Raw genomic sequence first — 20,271 nt, forward strand, 5'->3', positions numbered from 1 at the left:
AGATTTTAGGCAGAATTATTGCGTAATAATACTAAAGCTTAGATCTAAAATTTCCTTATGATCTTTAATAAAAGCATTGAGATCTTCAAGAGTGAGATTATTGATTTTTTCTAATTCTTCTTTACTATAATCAGGATTTAATCCTCGATAATAGTATGAAAATGCAGTGTTTAGACGTTGATTGAGGGTTTCATTTCTAAGAGGTTCACTGCCAAGTAAGAATTTTTTTGCACTATCAAGCTCCTCTTGTGTTACCCCATTTTCCACGAAGTCTGAAATCACTTTTTTAACAAGTTCAATGCTTTGGTTTTGGTTTGAGATTTTTGTTTGTAAATAGCCACTTGCATAATTAACGAGTTTGGAGAGATTGACTTTCATATAGGCTGAATATGCAAGTCCATTTTTTACACGAATTTCCTCCATCATTCTTGATCCAAAACCACTTGCTCCAAGAATAAAGCTCATCACTTTTGCTTTATGGGCTTCCTCTTGATAATCCTTGAGATTAAAAGGAGAGCCAAAATAAATATAAGCTTGTTCAGTTTGCTTATATTGAGTTTTTGTTTGTGGGGTGGAACTAACTTTAAAGGAGGCAAAATTTTTAACCTCTCCTATAGGTAGCTTTTGAAGAATTTGCACAAGTTTAGCACTGGTTGCATCAATGTCTAAATCTCCACCAATAACAATATAAAGATGATTGAGAGTGAGAGATTTTTTCAAAAATGCTCTAATTTGCTCTAAGGTAATCCCTTGGATTGAAGAAATTGTTCCTCTTGATGGGTATTGTAATGGAGTATTTTTAAAAAGAAGTTGAGCAAGACCACTGCTGGCTAAATAATCAAAATCACTTTCTTTTGCAAGTAATGAAGCCAAAGCTTGATCCTTGACTTTTGTAAGAGCATTGGCAGAGAGATTGGGAGAATTAAGAAGCATGGAGAGAAATTTAAGTGAATGATCCTCTTCCTCTTTGAGGAAAGAGAGAGTAAATTCTAAAAACTCTTGTGAGCTTGAAGCATACAGTGTAATTGCCTTTTCTTCAAGTCCTCTTGCAAACTCTACACCACCAAGCTCTTTTGTTCCTTCATTTAAAATTGAAGCACTTAGAGAGGCAATCCCAGGGGTTTCTTCACAATATGCACTTCCAGAGTTTGCGAAAATGAGTTGAATCATACCTGTAGGGATAATAGAACTTTTCTCATAAATAAGGGGAATTTCTACCCCTGAAATTGTGATACTTTTAATACTTGCACCAAACATAATTCCTCCTAAAAGACATAATGATAAAAAAAGTTTTCTCATTGATACTCCTGTATAATTTGATAGGCTGTATTCCTTTTTGCAGGTTTAAGATCCAAATCTTTAATTAATGAAATCATTTCAGAAATATTCATAGAGTTGCTCACTCCTGCAGAAGAAACAACATTTTCCTCCATCATCGTGCTTCCCAAATCATTGGCTCCAAAAAGTAGAGCCAACTGCCCAATATGACTGCCTTGGGTTACCCAAGAGCTTTGGATATTTTTAAAATTATCAAGATAGAGTCTTGAGATAGCAAGAAGTCGTAGATAGCGATTGGAGCTTGCTGAGTGAAGATAAGGAAATTGGGCTTTAAGAGGAGTGTGGGAGGGTTGAAAACTCCAAAGAATAAATGCTCTAAATCCCCCAAATTCATCTTGAAGCTCTCTAATATGATTGAGATGTTCAATAATATCCTCATCACTCTCAACGCTTCCAAACATCATTGTAGCTGTAGTTTTCATACCGATCTTATGGGCCTCTGCATGCACCTCTAGCCATTCTTTTGTTGAGAGTTTTTTAGGTGCAATAATGTCGCGGATTCTATCACTTAAAATTTCTGCTCCAGCACCTGGAATAGAGCTAAGCCCCACTTTTTGCAATCTTAAGAGAACTTCTGAGATAGGGATTTTAGAGATTTTTGCAATATAGTTGATTTCAATGGCTGAAAATCCATGAATAGTAATGTTGGGATACTTTTTATGAATATGAGAAACCAGATCTTCATACCACTGAATTTTTAATTTGGGATGCACCCCTCCTTGGAAGAGAATCTGTGTCCCACCAATAGCTAAAAGCTCATCGATTTTTTGATCAATTTCTTCAAAACTTAAAATGTAAATGCCATCTTCATCAATACGTCGTTTAAAAGCACAAAATTTACAATCTACCCAGCAGATATTGGTGTAGTTGATATTTCTATCTACAATAAAAGTTGTAATCCCATCAGGATGAAGAATTTTTCGCACCTCATTAGCCATTCTTCCTAGTTGTTTAAGAGGTGTGTTTTGAAGCATTTGTAAAATTTCTTGTTGTGTATAGCGTTTCATTAAAATCTCGTTCCCATTGTGAATTCAAAGTTAGATGTTTTATCTGAGGGTTTTGGATTAATTGCCCAAGGAAAGACTAGGACAATAGGTCCAATAGGAGACACCCATTCAATTGCAAGCCCTGCAGATTGACGTATGATAGGATCATTACTTAAAACAAATGGAGCAATATTTCGCTTATGGTTTCCAATCAAACCAAAATCATAGAATGCAGAAACTCTCATCTGTAAAGATTCAAAAAGCCCATAACTAAGCTCTAGGGAGTTTGTAAACATATAGTTTCCTCCAACATAAAATCCTTCTGCACCTATGGGTGAAGGGGAGAGTGATCCACTTTGATAACCCCTAACTGTGCTAATTCCTCCCATAGAGAAGAAATTAGTTGTGGGTGTAAATCCTTCATCAAATACATATCCAGATTGGGCTTTATATCGTCCAATCAAATCAAGCCCAAGCCATGTTTTAAGATGATGATAGATCGCAAATTTTCCATAGAGTTTTGTATAGCGTTCATCTCCCCCAATTCCAGCATATTCTAGATACATTGAGGCAATGATACCGTTTTTAGGGAAGTAGTAATCATCGGTATTGTCAAAACTAAGGCTTGGAGTAATCGAGCTCTTCCAAGGCTGAAAATTTCCTTTATAAAGATAACCATAGAATGTTTCATAAGTGCTATTGCCAAAGTCATTAATTTGTGCACGACTGATATTATAAGTGAGATTAAACCTTAGGTTATTAGTCAATAATCGTCCTACGCCAATGCTAAATCCTGTATTATTCTCTGTATAGTTCCAATCTGTATATGAGCTTCTAAAAATTTCAAAAGATGCACTGTAGCGACTATCAAAGATTCTAGGATTTGTAAAACCAATATTATAAAGTTGACGTTTTTTGGAGATATCCATATACACTTGCGCACTATTGCCCGTTCCAAATAAATTTCTCTCTCTTACAGAAGCATTCACTGTAATCCCATCATAACTTCCATAACCCAAACCAAACATCAATTCTCCGGTTCGTGTTTCACTCACTGTAACAATAAGATCCATTGAATCATCGCTAATTCTACGTGTATCAATTTTAACACTCTCAAAAAATCCTAATCGTCTTAGAGCATTTTCTGATTGTCTAAGTAAAGTAAGATTATAGAGATCTCCAGGTGCAAGAAGAATTTCACGACGAATAATTCTATCCTCAGTTCTTGTATTGCCTGAGATAATCACATCATTGATATAGACCTTTTTACCTGCACTCACATAATAGATAATCTCCACTTCACTATCTTTTTTATCCAAGTCAGGATTGACATTGGCAAAGGGATAGCCAATATCTGCAACCTTAGTCTTAATGCTCTCCATATCTGCTCTAAGATTTTGAACATCAAAATACTCTCCCTTTTTAAGTTTCAATCCTTCATAAAGGACACTTTCTTCAATCACGGGTGTTTCAAGAATGATCTTAATGCCTGAGACCCTGTAGCGAATCCCCTCGGTGATTTTGTAAAAGAGTGTTGCATTGTAGTCATTGAAGTTTACGCTTAAAAAGGGTGAGGAGATTTGCGCATCTAAAAACCCCTTTCTCATATAAGCATCTTGGATTCTTAAAGAATCATATTCGAGCTCATTAAGGTGGAGTTTCCCATCATTAAAGCCCCACATCCAACCTAGAAAGTCTTTTTCTTTGTTGGCTGTAAGCTCTTCAATATCACCAACACTTAACTGCTCTCTTCCTTCATAAATTGCTTTTTGTATAACAATTTCATTCCCTTGATTAATATTGATTGTAAGATTATAAGCATTGCTTTTAGCAATTGGAGTAGAGCTAAATTCAATTACATTTCCATAATAGCCTTTTTGTTCCAAAATTGCCTTGATGGTTTGCTCGGCTTTATTGAGTTTAATATCATCAAACATGTCCCCTCGTTTTAAGCCTAATTGCTCAATTAGGGCTGTTCGATCAGATTCATTCCCATAACCTTTAATTTCAATGCTTCCAATGCGTGGCTTTTCTTTGAAATAAAAATTAAGCACACCATTTTCAAATGTTGTATAAATATCTTCAAAGTATCCTTGATCATAAAAAGCAATAATTGCACGATCCAATGCTTTATAATCAAGGGGTTCACCAGTAGGAATAGAGGCGATATCATTGGCAATAATATTAGAAATATAAACGATATTATGATATTGGATAGACTTTACAATCTCGCCTTTTTTCTCCTTTGTAATTTTAGGTGGCAAAGGTGCTTGTTGGGCAAAAATTGGGGTTAAAAATATATGCAAGAAAATAAAAAACCTAAAAAATTTCACCTGAATTCCAAAAATTGTTTTATTATAAGCCTTTTATTATATCTTGCTTTTTAGGGTTTTTGGACAATTCAAGGACTTCTTTGGCTAATTTTAAAATTTCCTCATCTTCACTTGGATTAAAAAAATTAAACTCATTTCCGCTTTGTCTCTCTCCATCGAGTAAATCCCCACTTTTACGATATTTTAAATCAAGCTCTGCAATTTCAAAGCCATTTTTAGTTTTGACAAAGTCTTTAAGACGTTGATTGTTTAGAGAATAAGTAAAAAGAAAGCAATATCCCTTTAATCCATTTCTACTGACTCTTCCTCTAAGCTGATGAAGTGTGGCCAATCCCATTCGTTCCGCCCCAACAATGACAATTGTGCTTAGTCTTGGAAGTGAAATGCCCACCTCAATCAGTGTTGTTGCAAGTAGAATATTGCCCCTCTCTTTAAATTCTTGCAAAATTTTTTCTTTCTCTTTATCTGCTCCATTGGTGCAATACACTTTCTCAAAATGTTTTCTCCAATATCCCTCCCCCTCCTTAAGAGAAGTGTAGGTAAAGTTTTCACTCTCCTCAACTAGAGGATAAACAATGGCAATTTGATGATTGAGAGCAATCTCATTTTTGATATGAGTGAGCAGTGAGGAAAAATCATGTTTGTAGAGGATGGAGGTGGTGATATCTTTTTTAAAAGGTGTGTCTTTAATAAAGGTATGAGAGATAAGATCAGATTGAAGCATTGCCATTGTACGAGGGATGGGTGTGGCAGAAAATTGCAAAATATGAGGTTTTTTGCCTTGAGTGCTTGCAAGCTTTTCTAGAAAAAATCTTTGTTGCGTGCCAAAACGATGTTGTTCATCACTCATCACAAGTGCAAAGTCTTTAAGATCATCTTCTCTATGAATTAAAGCTTGGGTACCAATAATAAAATCAAAATCTTGATAACTTTGTTTTTTGCTTTTACTATCCCCTAAAAATAATCCAACCCTAATATAAGAGGGAAGAAATTTTAGGGCTTCTTCATAAATCTGGGTTGCAAGAATAGTTGTAGGGGCCATAAGAATGCATTTGTGTGGATATGCCATCACAACTGATCCTAAAATGACCAATGTTTTCCCACTCCCTACATCCCCCATGATTAATCTTTTACTCGCAATGCCCGAGGCAAAATCTTGCTTAATTTCTTCTAGTGCTTGTTTTTGCCCTTTTGTAAGAGAAAAAGGAAGAGAGTGTATAAATGTTTCAAGATCGCCACTGCATTGCACTTTTGCAGGAAAATAAGTTTTTTTCTTGCTCAACCCTTGGAGATAATTAAAAATCTCAACAAATTTTAATGCCCTAAGATGGGGTAGGGGAAAACCCTTAGAATGCATAAATTCATAGAAGAATTTTGCAGTAGGGTGGAAAATCTCTAGAAGTGGCAAGATCAATTCTTTAGGGATTAAAGAATGTTCTAAGGTTTCTTGATTGATAAAAGGGAGCAGCTCTTGCATCATAGCTTTTTTGCTCTTTTCAAAAATGGGTACAATTTTTCCAAATTCTTTCACAACTTTTGGCTGAATCATTTCTAATCCTATTTTTCTTTCAAGTACCCCATATATATACAAGGTGGAATGGAGAGGAAAAAGAGTGGTGTGAAAACGTTTGGGATGAAAGATTGTGATTTCTAGGGGTTGAGAAAAAGCATTGAGAGTTGCAGAGATTTTAAGAGTTTTGGGAGTTTTTTTGTGAGAGTGAATGTGCACTTCAAAAACACCTTGTATAGGCAAGATCTTTAAGGAGCGAACGATAAGGAGGTTTTCATAGGTATTTGGAGTTATAGTGAGTGCTTCTAAAATACTATTAAGGTAATATTTTTTTAATATTGTTTGCATTAATTCTCTTAAGTTTTTACCAAATTGTAGCAAGACATTAAGAACTAAGTATTTCCTTTAGATCTCTCTTTTTGAAATTTAAAAATTGGAATGCTCTTTGCTTGAAAACTTTACAAAATTTTTGAATGAAGGATGAAAAATGCTTAGATCATTGTGGTCAGGTGTGAGTGGGATGCAAGCCCACCAAGTTGCTCTTGATGTGGAGAGTAATAATATTGCCAATGTCAATACCGTTGGATTTAAATATTCAAGAGCTTCTTTCACAGATATGCTCTCTCAAGTTGGAAATGCAGCGACTTCTCCACTAAGTAGTGGTCTTGGAGGACAAAATGACAAATCTGTGGGGCTTGGAGTAGGAATTGGAGCTACAACACGAATCTATTCTCAAGGAAGTATGCAAAATACTGATGTTAAATCGGATCTTGCCATTGAGGGAGAAGGATTTTTTGTGGTGAGTTCAGATAAGGGCGTAACACAAAAATTTACTCGAAATGGAGAATTCCTCTTTGATGCTAATGGAAATTTAGTTACAACAAATGGATATGTTGTCCAAGGGTGGACAAGAGGGAATGATCTTGATAATCTTAATGATCATAATATCTTCACAGTTGATAATACTGGACCTATTAAAGGTATCCAAATTGACCCAGGAATGGTAATGCCAGCAAAATCTTCTTCATCAATTTCTCTTCGTGCAAATCTTAATTCAGGGCGAAAGATCGAGCAAATGGATAGTATTGCAATGCTTGATTCTGCTGTGAGAACTAAAGCTGATGGAAGTAATCCTGTATATGATTCAAATTTTAAAATCCAACAAATTGGCGAGGATATGGGAGTGCTTTTTAATGCCGAGGGGAACGCTCTAGGACTTTCTGAAGATCAAGGAATTTGGGTAAGTTATAAAAATTCAAAGATGCTTCGTGAGGTTGTAGAGAGTAAGGGTGTGAGCACACTTGGACTAAATGGAGCTTTAATCAGTTTTAGCAATGATTCTAATGTAAGCGGTATTACAAGTTTGGTCGCTGCAAAAGATGCAATTAATGCTGCAACAGAACAAACAGGAATTACAGCCTATATTGATGCAGGGGTCTTAAGACTTGAAAATAAAAACGATATGGAAGGAAATGAAAACCTTAAAAACATTATCGTTACAGATTCAGGAACAGGGGTATTTGCAAATTTTGCTAATGGTGATGCAGATATTACTTCCTTTCGATACAAATACACTACAAACAATGATCCTGATTTTACAACTGGACAATTTAAAACAACAGAGCAACTCAGAGAACTTATGCAACATGATGCCAATATGGTTAAAAATCCAGATGGACCTTATAAAGATAGCACCTCAAGTATTGCAGTTACAATCAACAAGTATGGAATGTTTGAAATCTTAAATAAAGATGATGGAAATGGTGTTGATGACACAATGAGTGTCCTTGTTACAGCATATAGCTCTGATAATGTTGCAAGCAATGTTCTCTTCCGTGATGTTATGGCATCAATGAATACTTCAGCACTTCTTGAAGGAGGCAGAGCCACAACTTCTGAGCGCATTACAAAGGCAGTGCATAATGCAAGTATTGATATTTTTGATTCTCTTGGGTCCAAGCATAATGTAAGAATTGAATTTTATAAAAGTGGGCCATTAGAGTGGAATTTCCGCGCGGTTGTGCCAAGTCCTGCAAAAATTGTGGGTGCAAGTGAGGCGTATCCTAATATTTTTGAAGGCGGAAGGGTAACATTTAATGGTGATGGAAGTTTGGCGGGAATTTATCCTCCAGTTTTGGAATTTGAACCTCAAAATGGTGCAAAAACTCCTCAAAGAATTGATCTAGCTTTTGGATCTAATAAAGCCTTTGATGGCCTAACAAGTGTGGATAAAATATCTGAAACTTATGCCATTGATCAAAATGGATACCAAGCAGGGGATTTAGCAGACATTAGGTTTGATAATAATGGAAATTTACTGGGAGCTTTTAGCAATGGGAGAAGTATTGCTTTAGCGCAAGTAGCTTTAGCAAACTTTGCAAATAACTCTGGACTTCAAGCTGATGGAAGCAATCTCTTCTCAAGAAGTGCTAACTCTGGAACTCCGCTTATTGGGGCACCTAATACAGGAAGAAGAGGGGGGGTATCAGGAAATAAGCTTGAGATGAGTAATGTGGATCTTTCAAGAAGTCTTACTCAGCTTATCGTTACCCAAAGAGGATTCCAAGCCAATTCTAAGGCTGTAACGACATCAGATCAAATCCTCAACACTCTTCTTAGCCTCAAGCAATAAGCTTTGGGGTATTGCTCTATGATCTTTGGCTACAATAGTTTTATCTTTTTAGCTGAAGGTGATAGATGCGAACTCTCTCTCATATTTTAAAATATGGCTCACAGCAAGAAATTGAGCAAGAAATCTCTTCTCGTTTTATACGAAATCTTGAATTTTTTTCTATTCAAAATCAAAAACTCTACCAAGAACTTATCGCTCCACCCCAAAACTATAATCTCTTTTTTGATCATAGGGGAATAAATATTATTCATTTGGTTGAAAAATCCTTTGTCTATCCTTATGTAGATAATCAATCTAGTATGCTTGAAGTGCATTTGGATTTAGCAAATTCACCACTTAATCACCCCAAGTGGAAGATTAATAATAATTCTTTATTTTTAAGAACAATGGATATTGACACCTTTCCCATTACTGCACAAGCCTGTAATAAGATGATTAAGGTTTTAGATGAGATGGGGGGAGTGGGAGAGTTTCATTTAAGTTCAGATTTTTTGCCTAGTACAACACTTTTTGGGTGTTTGGGCGGATTGTTTTTGGAGTTTTTAAGAGAGGAGGGGAAGTATTTTCATTCATTATTATTCTTTGAAGAAGAAATGGATTTTTTTAGAATCTCTTGTTATTTTATAGATTATGAAGCTCTTTTTGCACAAGTTTCTCCACATTCTTGCTATCTTTTTGTGCAAAATCTTATAAGTAAAGATATTATTGCTCATTACTTTGAAACGCATAAAATTACTAATAATTTTTTAAGACTTGAACTCTCTCTTTATGATTCTCCCAAGATTGCAGCAGCTAAAACTTTGGTGTATGAATGCTATGCTCAAAATGCAAGAGGGTGGGGGAGTTTTGAGGATGAAAGCAAGGGGTTTGCAAATACACTTAAAAATCTCGCTTATCCGATTCTCCAAAAGCCAAAACGTCTTGATATGCCTATTTGTGTGGTTGGAAATGGTGCAAGTTTAAATCATCTTATTCCTTTTATCAAAGAGAATATTTCAAAAATGATTATTTTTAGCTGTGGGACGGCACTTAAAGTTCTTAAAATACATGGAATCTCTCCTGATTTTCAAATAGAGATTGAGAGGATTGATTATCTTAAAAGCGTGCTAGAAGAAGCACCTTTGGACGATACACCATTAATTTGTGGAAATATGGTTAATCCTAATGCCATTGCTTTAGCTAAAGAGGCGTATTTGTTTATGAGGGGAGGAAGTGGAAGTTCATATCTTTTAGATCATAGTTTTGTCTTAGAGCTAAGTTCTCCTTTTGTGGGAAATGCTGGAGTGGCTTTGGCATCGGCTTTTGGAAGTGATGTGATTTTATGTGGGCTAGATTGTGGATATATTGAGGGGGAGAGTAAGCATGCACAGGGAAGTTATTATGGAGTTGAGGGAAAGGAAATTCCTCAAGATGCTTTTGAAGTGAGGGGAAATCAAGATAAAAGAGTGTTTTCTACCTCTCTTTATTCCCTCTCTGCTAAGATGATGGCTTTGGCTATTTCTTACTACAAACCCAAAACAGCTATTAATCTAGGAAGTGGGGCATATATTGAGGGAAGTTTAAGTGCAAAGATGGGAGACTTTGAGCTTAAGAGTAAAGATAAAAGAAGAGCCATTGCACAGCTTAAGGCTAGTTTTATCCCTCAAAACTCTGATTTTTCTCTTAATGCCTATTCCCAAGAGATGAGAGATTTTCTTCAAGTCATTAAAGCTGAGCTCAACAAACCTCTTAAAAGCAAAAAAGAGCTTTTTGAACGAATCGACAAGATTAATCATTTGTGCTTTTCTTGCAGTGCAAGTCATCCAAAGATAGGGGTGATGATTGAGGGCAGTGTCTATCATTTGCTTCAAACTTTGATGATGTGCTCCTTGCATTATCCCCACAATGATCTCTCAAGCTTGTATTCTCAATGCACAAAGTTTATTTCTGAGGCATTAGATAAATGTGTGATGAAATGTTCGCTTATGGCAATCACTTAGGCCTCTTTTTACTTCTTTAGGAATTTTTTGGTTTTTTAAAGAGATTGAAGAAGCCATTTTGTAAAGAAAAATCACATCGCGTGCGTAGGAATATCACAAGATAGGAAAGCAGAGTATAAAACACACCTAAAATAAGAAGATTCTTAAAGTAATGAAAAATAGATTGAAAATCTGCCCCCATTTCATTCAAACGTAAAAGGGCATTAACACCGTGAAAAACAGGGATAAATTGCACAAAAGTTTTAATAGGTGCAGGAATAGCTTCAAGCGGCCAAATAAATCCAAGTAAAAAAATTAATGGCAAAGAAGAGAGTAAAATGATGATAGTTGCTTGATAGGGCTTAGCAATAATGCAGCCAAAAAAATTCCCAAAAGCTAGGATAGAGAAGATAAACCCTAAAGCAAAGAGCCAAAAGTCTTGAATACTTGCATGATGATGGATTCCATAATAGGAAAATCCAAAGCCAAAATAAAAGGCAAAAAGTGCAATGCAAATTAAGCCAAATAAAATCATTCTAGAAAGCAAAATTGAGAGAATAGGTGTATTTGCTCCATAAGAATATGAAGCTCCAAAAATTCCCATTCCCACAATAAGCATTTGATGCAGAATGACTATAAAAACTGCAGCCAAAGCATAGTTGATATATCCAAGAGAAGGATTAAATAAGGGAGAAGAATTTAAAAGAAGCAAGTCTTTTTGCAGAGCATAATCACTCCCCTTGAGTGCATAATCTCCATAAAGAATTTGTTGCTTGATTTTAATCTGGGGATTGAGTTCTTGTGTGGCTTGATAAAGTCCATTAATGATAGAACCATAGATTAGAAAATATGATGAGTTTGCAAGGAAGGCAAGGGTGGGAGCAGATTGTAAATATGCTTCCTTTTCAAATCCTTTGGGGATATAGAGGATTCCAAAAATATCCCCCTTTTCTAAAAGCTCCCTAGCTTCTTTAAGAGAAGTAGTATAGCCTTTGACCTGTACTTCTGAGCTAGAATTTGCAAGAAAAGCTAGATTTCTTGAGAGCTGAGTATTGTCTTTATCAATAATGATAATCTTTTGGTTTCGCACAATATCATTTTCATAAGGAGTGGGATAGAGAAGGAAATATACCAAAGGACCAAGAATGCATACAGTTAAAACCGAGATATTTTTGATTAATCTCGCCCCTTCACTTTTAAGAGTGCTAAAAAGCTTCATTTGCATCCCCTAAGAGTATAAATGACTGCTCCAATAAGTCCAAAAAGCATAAAGGGAAGCATTGAAAAACAGATTTTAAGCGCCATTGCAATGCTCCCACCATAATTTGCTTGTTGAATATAGAGCTGTAAATAATAACTTACAGGCAATAGCGCACTCCAAAACAGAGCAAAGGTGTTCATACTATTTGTGGGGAATGTAATTCCAGCAAAGGCAAAACTTGGTGCAGAATATACGCTGATAAAACTGATTGCTCTTGTGCTCTCTTTTGCAATGGCAAAAATAAAGAGTGTGATTGCATTATAGGCCAAAATCATTATAAGTGCTCCAAGCCAAAGTATCCACCATTCCCCTCTCATTGGCAAATCCATAATATAAGTAAAAAAGAGCATCATCAAAAACCACCACCCTAAATAAAAAATAGTATTATTAAACACTTTAGCACAAAGCACACTAAGCATTTCTCCTATTTCTACCTTTTCTTTGAATGCGCTCCGAGGATCTCTGATGAGTGCATTAAGCAAAGAAGCACAAACTAAAATTACAAGAGAGCAAGGGAAAATAGCTGTAAGAAGAAATTGAGAGTAGCTACTGTCAGGATTATAAAGTGCTGTGATTTGCTGCATAATAGGGGTGGATTTACTCAAAGCCCCAATAAAAGTTTTATTTTCTACAAGATTTTTTGCCATTTTAAGCTTGACATTATGGGTTGCAATAATTTGCATAATTTTTGATTGCAAGGTCTTGGCCACTAAGAGGAATTGAGCATTGTAATAAAGCGGGATAGAGGTGGGGATACCTTTTTTAGAATTACTTTGAAGCCCATAGGGTAAAATGAGCAAGGCAAAAATCTTTGCATTTCTTAAATCTTCCTTTGCATCTTGCAAATCTTCGTATTCTTTGATGACTTTGACACTTACAGAAGCATCAAGTGAGAGAATGATATCTTGGGAAGTGAGGGTTTGATCCTGATTGATAATGCCAATGGGCATTTTATATAATGCCCCACTTCCAAAGGTAAAATAGAGTAACACCGCAATAAGAGGTGCTGGAATAAGAAGAATAAAAAGTGAGAAGGGACTTTTAAATAAAGAGAGCAAATCCCTTTTAATCTCTTTTACCATGATGACATTTTAGCCTTTTGATTTTTTTCATACACAATCACACTCATTCCAATTCTTAGATCTTTAATCGGTGTTGTAGGCTTGGCATTGATTTCAAAAGTTCTAATATCATAACCTTTTTTATCAGAGTTGCTCTTCCATGTCGCAAAATCACCCATTACAGAAACAAAGGTAACTTGAAAAGTTGTTGTGATATCAAGTGCAGGGATATAGCCTTGAAATGTCGCACCTTTTTTGAAATCTTTAAGTTTATCTTCCGTGATATTTAATCTTAAGTATGCATCATTCATATCGGCCAAAAGAACAACGGGAAACCCACTTGGAGCAAGTTCTCCACTATGAAGTAAGATATTGCTTACTTCTCCATCTGCAGGGGCTAGGGCTTGAGTGTCTTTAGCATAAGCCTCAACTTCGGCAACACTTCCAGCAGCTACTTTTTCTTTTTCTTCCACTGCTTTTTTGGTTTCTTTGCTCGCACCCTCAAGTGCAAGTTGGTATTGTTGATAGGCTGTATTTTCTTTGAGTTTTGCCCCTTCATAGGTTGCATAGGCCTCATCTCTTTTTTGAAGACTTACCACTCCACTTTGATAAAGATTTTGTACTCTTTTATAAGTTTTTTCAGCCAACTCACGCATTGTTTTTGCACCTAGCCATAGGTCTTTGGCTGAGAGAATTTGCTGTTCTCTCGCTCCTTTTTGGGTTTCGGCATTGATTGCTTTTGCAGCTTCATATCCTGCCTTTGCTTGTTCTAATTTTGCCTCAAGCTCTGGAGAGTGGATAGTATAAATCAGATCCCCTTTTTTAACCATGTCTCCTTTATTGACAAATACTTCTGCAATTCTTCCAGCAATCTTACTTGAGACATTGTATTCCCGTGCTGAAATCTGCCCTTGAAGGATTTGAGGTTGAGGCTGATAGGCTTTATAAAAGCTAAGAGATAGCCAAGCTGCAATGCTTGCTACTCCAATGAGTAAAATGACGATTTGTATGACTTTTTTCATCTTTTCTCCTTATTGGTATTGCTCAAAGTTTTGGATTTGATCACTGAGTGCCATAAGCTTAGCAATTGAGAGAATATATTTGTATGCAATGCTTTGTTGTTCAATTTTGGCCTTTGAGAGCAGATTTCTCGCATCTACAACTTTAGTACTTGTCCCCATTCCTTGTTTGAAGGCCTCTTCTTGGAGTTTGAGATTTTCCTGTGCAAGGGCGATGGAAGAGTTGAGTACAAAATAAAATTCTTTGGCCTGAAGAGCTTCTTTATAGGTTTTCTCTACCAAAAGAGAAATATCTTTGATGGCTTGAGCTTTGATTTGCGAAACTTCAAGTTGAGCAATTTTGCTTGCTTGGAATTTTTGATAAGAGCCTGTATTATCAAGCAACGGCATTGTCATTCCCACACCCACATACCAGCTTGGCATCGAGCTCCCAAGGATTGAATTGTGACGATGATAGGTATAACTTCCAAGGAGTGCAAAATGTGGAATAAACTTAGAGGCAACAAGTTTAAGTGCTTCGTGGGCTTGTTCTTCTTTGATTTTGACTTGATTAAGTAAGGGGTAAGAATTTAAAGTTTGATTGAGGATACTTTGAAGAGGGGGAATTTTAGAATTGGTGCTAATTCCAAGCTTGGCACTAGGTTTATAGGCAGACTTTTCATCAGAAAGGATAGTTTGGAGCGCAAGTTGTGCAACTTCTAAGGAGTCTTTAGCTTTAAGAGTGTCGTTTTTGGCACGATTATAGGCTACTTGAGCTGAAAGTACCTCAATCTTTGCAATTTGTCCAGCTTGTTGAAGTTTTTTTGCATTTTCAAGGTGAATCTTGTGACCATTTTCAACCTCTTGGAGAGTTTGAAACATAGCTTCATTAAGAACGACCCCATAGTAGATTCCAGCAAGTTTTTCAAATGTAGAGAGCGTTTTTATCCTTAGGGCTTCTTTTGCATCTTTGAGTGCAAGTTTTCCTAATTCATTAGCTGCTTTGATTGCTCCTCCTGCATAGAGAGGGTAGAGGATTTTAACCGAAGCCATTACAACATTTTGATTACTCAATTCTAGGGGGGTGAGATTGTCTTTGATTTTATTAATTGCTGAGCTAATTCCTGGACCTATAGTAGGAATTTGAGAGGCACTTTGTGAAAGATGATTTAGCGTCCCACCTAAAAGCTCTTTTGTATCTAAACTTATAGGGTCTCCTAAATAAGCATAGCTGACACTAAGATCAATTTTTGGCAGATAAAGCATTGTATTGGCATCATTGAGTTTCTCTGATTTTGCCACAGCAATACTGCTTGCCTTAATTGCATGATTATTGGTTAAAACAAGTTGCCAAGCATGAGAAAAACTAAGTTCTTGAGCATTTAAAAATAAACATAATCCAAAAGCTAAAATACTTTTTTTCATTTTGCCTCCTTAGGATATTCTAGAGGAATTTTTTCTTCAATAATTTGTAAGTATTCATCAAGATAAAAGATATTTTTTAATCCATTTTCTACAAGAAGTGTTCCATATTTCGCGCTTTCTAATCCCCCATTACACACAAGAAGAATCTTTTGATTTTGATGTTGTTGGCAGAAATCTTGAAGCATTGAGAGGTTGTGAATATTATAAGAATTTTGAATATGTGGAGTGGTGATATAGAGGCTGGGCGTTCGAACATCCACAACAATATATTCTTCTATCTTAAGATTTTCTAAATCTACCTTAAGAGCTAGACTGGGATGATTTTGTTGCTTTAAAATTTTCTTGAGTATATCTTTTCCCATTGCTTTTTAATCATTCCTGTGTGAAATCTAATATTTTCTTATCTTTAATATTTTTATAAAAAAAAACTTAAATATAAGAATTAAAAAATTAATTTTACACCAAATATCGAAAATAAAATGTTTAAAACCCTGTCTTTTTGCATAAAATAATAAAAACAAAATTATATTTATTTTTGGAGTATGTTTGGAGATGTCAGAAAATTTGCTTGATCATAGTGAAATTGTGGATATTTGCATTGATGATTCAATCAAGGAAAGCTATCTTGATTATTCAATGAGTGTCATTGTAGGACGGGCTTTGCCTGATGCAAAAGATGGATTAAAACCAGTTCATCGTAGAATCTTATATGCGATGCATGAACTTGGAGTAACCTCTAGATCGGCCTATAAAAAGAGTGCAAGGATTGTTGGAGATGTAATAGGAAAGTATCATCCTCACGGAGATACAGCAGTTTATGATGCACTTGTGCGAATGGCACAGGATTTCTCAATGCGACTTGAGCTTGTTGATGGTCAAGGAAATTTTGGATCAATTGATGGAGACAATGCAGCAGCAATGCGTTATACAGAAGCAAGAATGACCCAAGCAAGTGAAGAGATTTTACGCGATATTGATAAGGATACAGTTGATTTTGTTCCAAACTATGATGATACACTCAAAGAACCTGATATTCTTCCTAGTCGTATTCCAAATCTTTTGATTAATGGATCAAGCGGAATTGCTGTAGGTATGGCTACTTCTATTCCACCACATCGTATTGATGAGATTGTTGATGCACTTGTTTATTTGATTGATAATAAAGAAGTTGAACTTGATGAAATTATGGAGTTTGTTAAAGGCCCTGATTTTCCAACAGGAGGAATTATTTTTGGAAAACAGGGAATTATTGAGGCTTATCGCACAGGAAGAGGACGGATTAAGGTAAGGGCTAAGGTGCATATTGAAAGCACTAAGGCAAAAGATGTGATTGTGATTGATGAAGTGCCTTATCAAGTCAATAAAGCACGTCTTGTAGAGCAGATTTCAGATCTTGCTAAAGAAAAAGTGATTGAGGGGATTTCAGAGGTTAGAGATGAGAGTGATCGAGAGGGGATTAGGGTGGTTATTGAACTTAAGCGCGATGCTATGAGTGAAATTGTGCTTAATCATCTGTATAAATCTACAGCGATGGAGACAACATTTGGAATTATTCTCCTAGCCATTAACAATAAAGAGCCCAAAATTTTTACTCTCATTGAGCTTTTAAAACTCTTTATTTCTCATAGAAAAACTATTGTCATTAGAAGAACAATTTTTGAGCTTGAGAAAGCCAAGGCAAGGGCACATATTTTAGAGGGCCTAAAAATTGCACTTGATTACATTGATGAGGTGATTAAAATCATTAGAAATAGCAAAGATGCTGAAGAGGCGAAAACTGCTTTAATAGAGCGATTTGGTCTCTCCGAGCTTCAAAGCAAGGCAATTTTAGAGATGAGATTGCAACGTCTCACAGGACTTGAGCGAGATAAGATTGAGCAAGAATATGCTGAATTATTGGCTCAAATTGAGTATCTTAACTCTATTCTTAGAAGTGAAGCAAAACTTAATGAAATTATTAAAGCAGAATTGTTGGAGGTCAAAGAAAAATTCAGCACTCCTAGAAGAACTGAACTTGAAGATGATTATGATGCTATTGATGTAGAGGATTTAATTCCCAATGAGCAAGTGGTTGTAACAATGAGTCATAGAGGTTACGTCAAACGTGTGCCCCTTAAAATTTATGAGAAGCAAAATCGTGGAGGAAAGGGTAAGATTAGCGGAAATACACACGATGATGACTTTATTGAAAGCTTCTTTGTAGCAAATACACATGATACGATTATGTTTATTACAAATCGCGGACAACTTTATTGGCTCAAAGTTTATAAAATTCCAGAAGCAGGAAGAACAGCAATTGGAAAGGCAGTGGTTAACCTCATTCAAATCCAGCAAAATGAGAAAATTATGGCAACCATTACTACAACAGATTTTAATGAGGATAAATCCCTTGTATTCTTTACTAAAAATGGAATTGTTAAGCGAACAAATTTAAGTGAATATAGCAATATTAGAAGTGTAGGAGTAAGAGCAATTAATCTTGATGAGGATGATGAACTAGTTACTGCAAAGATTGTGGATAATCAAGTTCAACAACTCTTTATTGCAACATATCAGGGAATGTGTATCCGATTTGGAATTGATGAAGTGCGAGAGATCGGTCGTGTATCTCGTGGGGTAACAGGAATTAAGTTTAAGGCTAATGAAGATTATGTTATTGGTGCTGTGACTATTGGCAGTGATCAAGATAAGCTTCTTACAGTCAGTGAGCTAGGGATTGGAAAACAAACTATAGCTGGGGAATATAGACTTCAAAGCAGGGCTGGAAAGGGAGTGATTGTAATGAAGTTGACATCTAAAACAGGCAAACTTGTAAGTGTTGTGAATGTTAATGATGAGAATATGGATTTAATGGTGCTTACAAGCAGTGGAAAGATGATTAGGGTAGATACTCAAGCGATTCGAGAAGCTGGACGCAATACAAGTGGGGTAAAAATTGTTAATGTCGCAGGAGAGAAGGTAGCTTATGCAAGTAGATGTCCAAAAGAAGAAAAGCAAGAAGATCTTTTAGAGGATGAAGAAGAGTAGTTTAGCTCTCGCATTTTGCATAGGATTGGGGGCAAGTGAAATAGAATTTATTATTTCATATAAAGCAAAGATGGAAAATGATCTTTTAGTGGGCGAAGAATATAAAGTCTCAGAAGTAATTGAAAATAGGGGATTAAGGGGGATAAAGAATGGAGAATACAGAGTTTTGAAATTCTGTAAAATTTTGCCTAGTGAGTATGAGGGGCAAAAAAATGAGGCAAGTTTTATTAAACAAGTGTTAAAATCGCATAGAGAAGCAGTGTTAGACTGTTTGTATTCAAGCGGTGTAAAAATTTATGATGAGGTCATCAGTAGGGATTTACAAGCAAGGAGTAAAACTATTTTTTCTATTCCCCCTAAACGTGTGATTGTCAAATATGACAATGGGGTGATTAATCTTGGAATCTTAGAAAAATTGGAGAAAAAACAGTGAAAGTTGCAGTTGTAGAAGATGATATTAATTTAAGAAAGGCGCTTGAAATCTCGCTCAAAGATTATCCAGAATTTGAAGTTGAGCTTTTTAAAGGCCCCAAAGATGCACTCAAAAAGCTTGATGAGAGCTTTGATTTAGTCGTGACAGATATCAATATGCCTCAAATGGATGGATTAGAATTCCTCTCTTTGCTTGGGGGCAAGTATGAAGCTGTTGTGATTACTGCCAATGCTTCTGTTAATAATGCTATTAAAGCCTTAAGACTTGGAGCTAAAGATTTTTTAACTAAGCCTTTTGAGATTGAAGATCTGATTGGGGCAATTCAAAGAAGCCAAAAAGTTAAAGAAGTTAGAGCGATCAAAAAAGACAAAGCTTTTGAAGATAAACAAAATGATTTTATTGCTCTCTCTTCTGCACTTCAAATTGCAAAAAATAAGGCACTTAAAGTTGCTCCAACAGATGCAAGTGTGATGCTTTTAGGGTCTAGTGGGGTAGGAAAAGAAGTGTTTGCAAACTATATTCATAAAAACTCTTTACGCTCTCATAAGCCTTTTGTAGCAATCAATATGGCCGCAATTCCTACACATCTATTAGAATCTGAGCTTTTTGGTTATGAAAAGGGAGCTTTTACTGATGCAAGTAACACAAAAATGGGACTTTTTGAAGAAGCTCACGGGGGAAGTATTTTTCTTGATGAAATTGGGGATATGCCCATAGATCTTCAAGCCAAGCTCCTGCGAGCTTTGCAAGAAAGAGAAATTACACGATTAGGAAGTGCAAAGCCCATCAAAATTGATGTGAGAGTGATTTCAGCAACTAATGCTAATATTGCTGAAAAGATTAAAAATCATCAATTCAGAGAAGATCTCTTTTTTCGTTTAAATACTTTACCCATTGAGATTCCAAATCTTAAAGATAGGGTGGAGGAGATTATTCCTTTGTCTGAATGGAAATTGCAGAAGGTGTGTGAAAGTTATGGATTTGCGTCTAAGAGACTGAGTGATGGAGCAAAACAAGTATTATTGGAGTATCCTTGGCCAGGAAATATTCGTGAACTTCTCTCAGTGATTGAGAGGGCAACAATTTTAAGTGAGGGAGAGTGGATTAAAGAGGAGGATTTGTGCTTGGGTGTGAGAAACGAAATTATTTTTGGTAAAGAGAATAGAATGGAAAACCTAGAAAGAGAATTGATTGCTGAAGTGATTAAAGAATGCAATGGAGATATTCATAGAGCAAGTGCAATGTTGGGAATGAGCCAAGAGGTGCTTAGGAGCAAGAGAGCAAGGTATGGAATATGACAAATAAATCC

General features: G+C 35.8%; 14 protein-coding genes. 5 read left to right on the plus strand and 9 right to left on the minus strand.

Annotated elements, in window-relative coordinates; genetic code table 11:
• Window positions 1–15: 15 nt before the first annotated feature.
• From CQA62_RS06175 to recG, 4 genes are read right to left on the minus strand one after another with little or no spacing between them, the layout of a single operon-like run.
• Window positions 16–1,299 carry a M16 family metallopeptidase gene (locus CQA62_RS06175; protein ID WP_104725198.1) on the minus strand — a complete coding sequence of 428 codons (1,284 nt, stop codon included), beginning with the start codon at window positions 1,297–1,299 and terminating at the stop codon, window positions 16–18.
• The gene (locus CQA62_RS06180; protein ID WP_104725197.1) at window positions 1,296–2,345 is read right to left on the minus strand and encodes a dehypoxanthine futalosine cyclase; all 1,050 of its coding nucleotides are present in this window, start codon (window positions 2,343–2,345) and stop codon (window positions 1,296–1,298) included. Before CQA62_RS06180 ends, CQA62_RS06175 begins: the two co-directional genes overlap by 4 nt.
• Window positions 2,345–4,657, minus strand: coding sequence for an outer membrane protein assembly factor BamA (gene bamA / locus CQA62_RS06185; RefSeq protein WP_232006831.1), 2,313 nt, complete (start codon window positions 4,655–4,657; stop codon window positions 2,345–2,347). The genes CQA62_RS06180 and bamA overlap by 1 nt, the downstream gene beginning before the upstream one ends.
• A 22-nt stretch (window positions 4,658–4,679) precedes the next feature.
• Window positions 4,680–6,515 (minus strand): ATP-dependent DNA helicase RecG, encoded by a 1,836-nt coding sequence (gene recG, locus CQA62_RS06190; protein ID WP_104725196.1) that lies wholly within the window; start codon window positions 6,513–6,515, stop codon window positions 4,680–4,682.
• A 139-nt stretch (window positions 6,516–6,654) separates the two neighbouring features.
• Between recG and flgE the strand changes: the two genes are divergently transcribed.
• Both flgE and CQA62_RS06200 read left to right on the plus strand, forming a co-directional pair.
• Window positions 6,655–8,799, plus strand: coding sequence for a flagellar hook protein FlgE (flgE, locus tag CQA62_RS06195; protein ID WP_104725195.1), 2,145 nt, complete (start codon window positions 6,655–6,657; stop codon window positions 8,797–8,799).
• 65 nt (window positions 8,800–8,864) lie between these two features.
• On the plus strand, window positions 8,865–10,778 hold the full coding sequence (locus CQA62_RS06200; protein WP_104725194.1) for a motility associated factor glycosyltransferase family protein: 1,914 nt from the start codon (window positions 8,865–8,867) through the stop codon (window positions 10,776–10,778).
• Window positions 10,779–10,794: 16 nt separating this feature from the next.
• Here CQA62_RS06200 and CQA62_RS06205 read toward each other — a convergent pair whose 3' ends face one another.
• From CQA62_RS06205 to CQA62_RS06225, 5 genes are read right to left on the minus strand one after another with little or no spacing between them, the layout of a single operon-like run.
• Window positions 10,795–11,976, minus strand: coding sequence for an ABC transporter permease (locus CQA62_RS06205; protein ID WP_158653713.1), 1,182 nt, complete (start codon window positions 11,974–11,976; stop codon window positions 10,795–10,797).
• Window positions 11,973–13,100, minus strand: a complete 1,128-nt coding sequence (locus CQA62_RS06210; RefSeq protein WP_104725192.1) for an ABC transporter permease — start codon at window positions 13,098–13,100, stop codon at window positions 11,973–11,975. The genes CQA62_RS06205 and CQA62_RS06210 overlap by 4 nt, the downstream gene beginning before the upstream one ends.
• On the minus strand, window positions 13,094–14,101 hold the full coding sequence (locus CQA62_RS06215; RefSeq protein ID WP_104725191.1) for an HlyD family secretion protein: 1,008 nt from the start codon (window positions 14,099–14,101) through the stop codon (window positions 13,094–13,096). The genes CQA62_RS06210 and CQA62_RS06215 overlap by 7 nt, the downstream gene beginning before the upstream one ends.
• A gap of 9 nt (window positions 14,102–14,110) precedes the next feature.
• Entirely contained in the window at window positions 14,111–15,502 is a 1,392-nt protein-coding gene (locus CQA62_RS06220) for a TolC family protein (RefSeq protein WP_104725190.1), read from the minus strand.
• Window positions 15,499–15,864 (minus strand): rhodanese-like domain-containing protein, encoded by a 366-nt coding sequence (locus tag CQA62_RS06225; protein ID WP_104725189.1) that lies wholly within the window; start codon window positions 15,862–15,864, stop codon window positions 15,499–15,501. The genes CQA62_RS06220 and CQA62_RS06225 overlap by 4 nt, the downstream gene beginning before the upstream one ends.
• Before the next feature lie 190 nt (window positions 15,865–16,054).
• Here CQA62_RS06225 and gyrA point away from each other — a divergent pair, with 190 nt between their 5' ends.
• The 3 genes from gyrA to CQA62_RS06240 are packed head-to-tail and all read left to right on the plus strand — an operon-like array spanning window position 16,055 to window position 20,260.
• The gene (gene gyrA, locus CQA62_RS06230; protein ID WP_104725213.1) at window positions 16,055–18,529 is read left to right on the plus strand and encodes a DNA topoisomerase (ATP-hydrolyzing) subunit A; all 2,475 of its coding nucleotides are present in this window, start codon (window positions 16,055–16,057) and stop codon (window positions 18,527–18,529) included.
• On the plus strand, window positions 18,516–18,962 hold the full coding sequence (locus CQA62_RS06235; RefSeq protein WP_104725188.1) for a hypothetical protein: 447 nt from the start codon (window positions 18,516–18,518) through the stop codon (window positions 18,960–18,962). The genes gyrA and CQA62_RS06235 overlap by 14 nt, the downstream gene beginning before the upstream one ends.
• The gene (locus tag CQA62_RS06240) at window positions 18,959–20,260 is read left to right on the plus strand and encodes a sigma-54-dependent transcriptional regulator (protein WP_104725187.1); all 1,302 of its coding nucleotides are present in this window, start codon (window positions 18,959–18,961) and stop codon (window positions 20,258–20,260) included. Before CQA62_RS06235 ends, CQA62_RS06240 begins: the two co-directional genes overlap by 4 nt.
• The last annotated feature ends 11 nt before the right edge of the window (window positions 20,261–20,271 follow it).

Source organism: Helicobacter cholecystus (assembly GCF_003364215.1).
In the GTDB taxonomy this organism is placed as follows: Bacteria; Campylobacterota; Campylobacteria; order Campylobacterales; family Helicobacteraceae; genus Helicobacter_G; species Helicobacter_G cholecystus.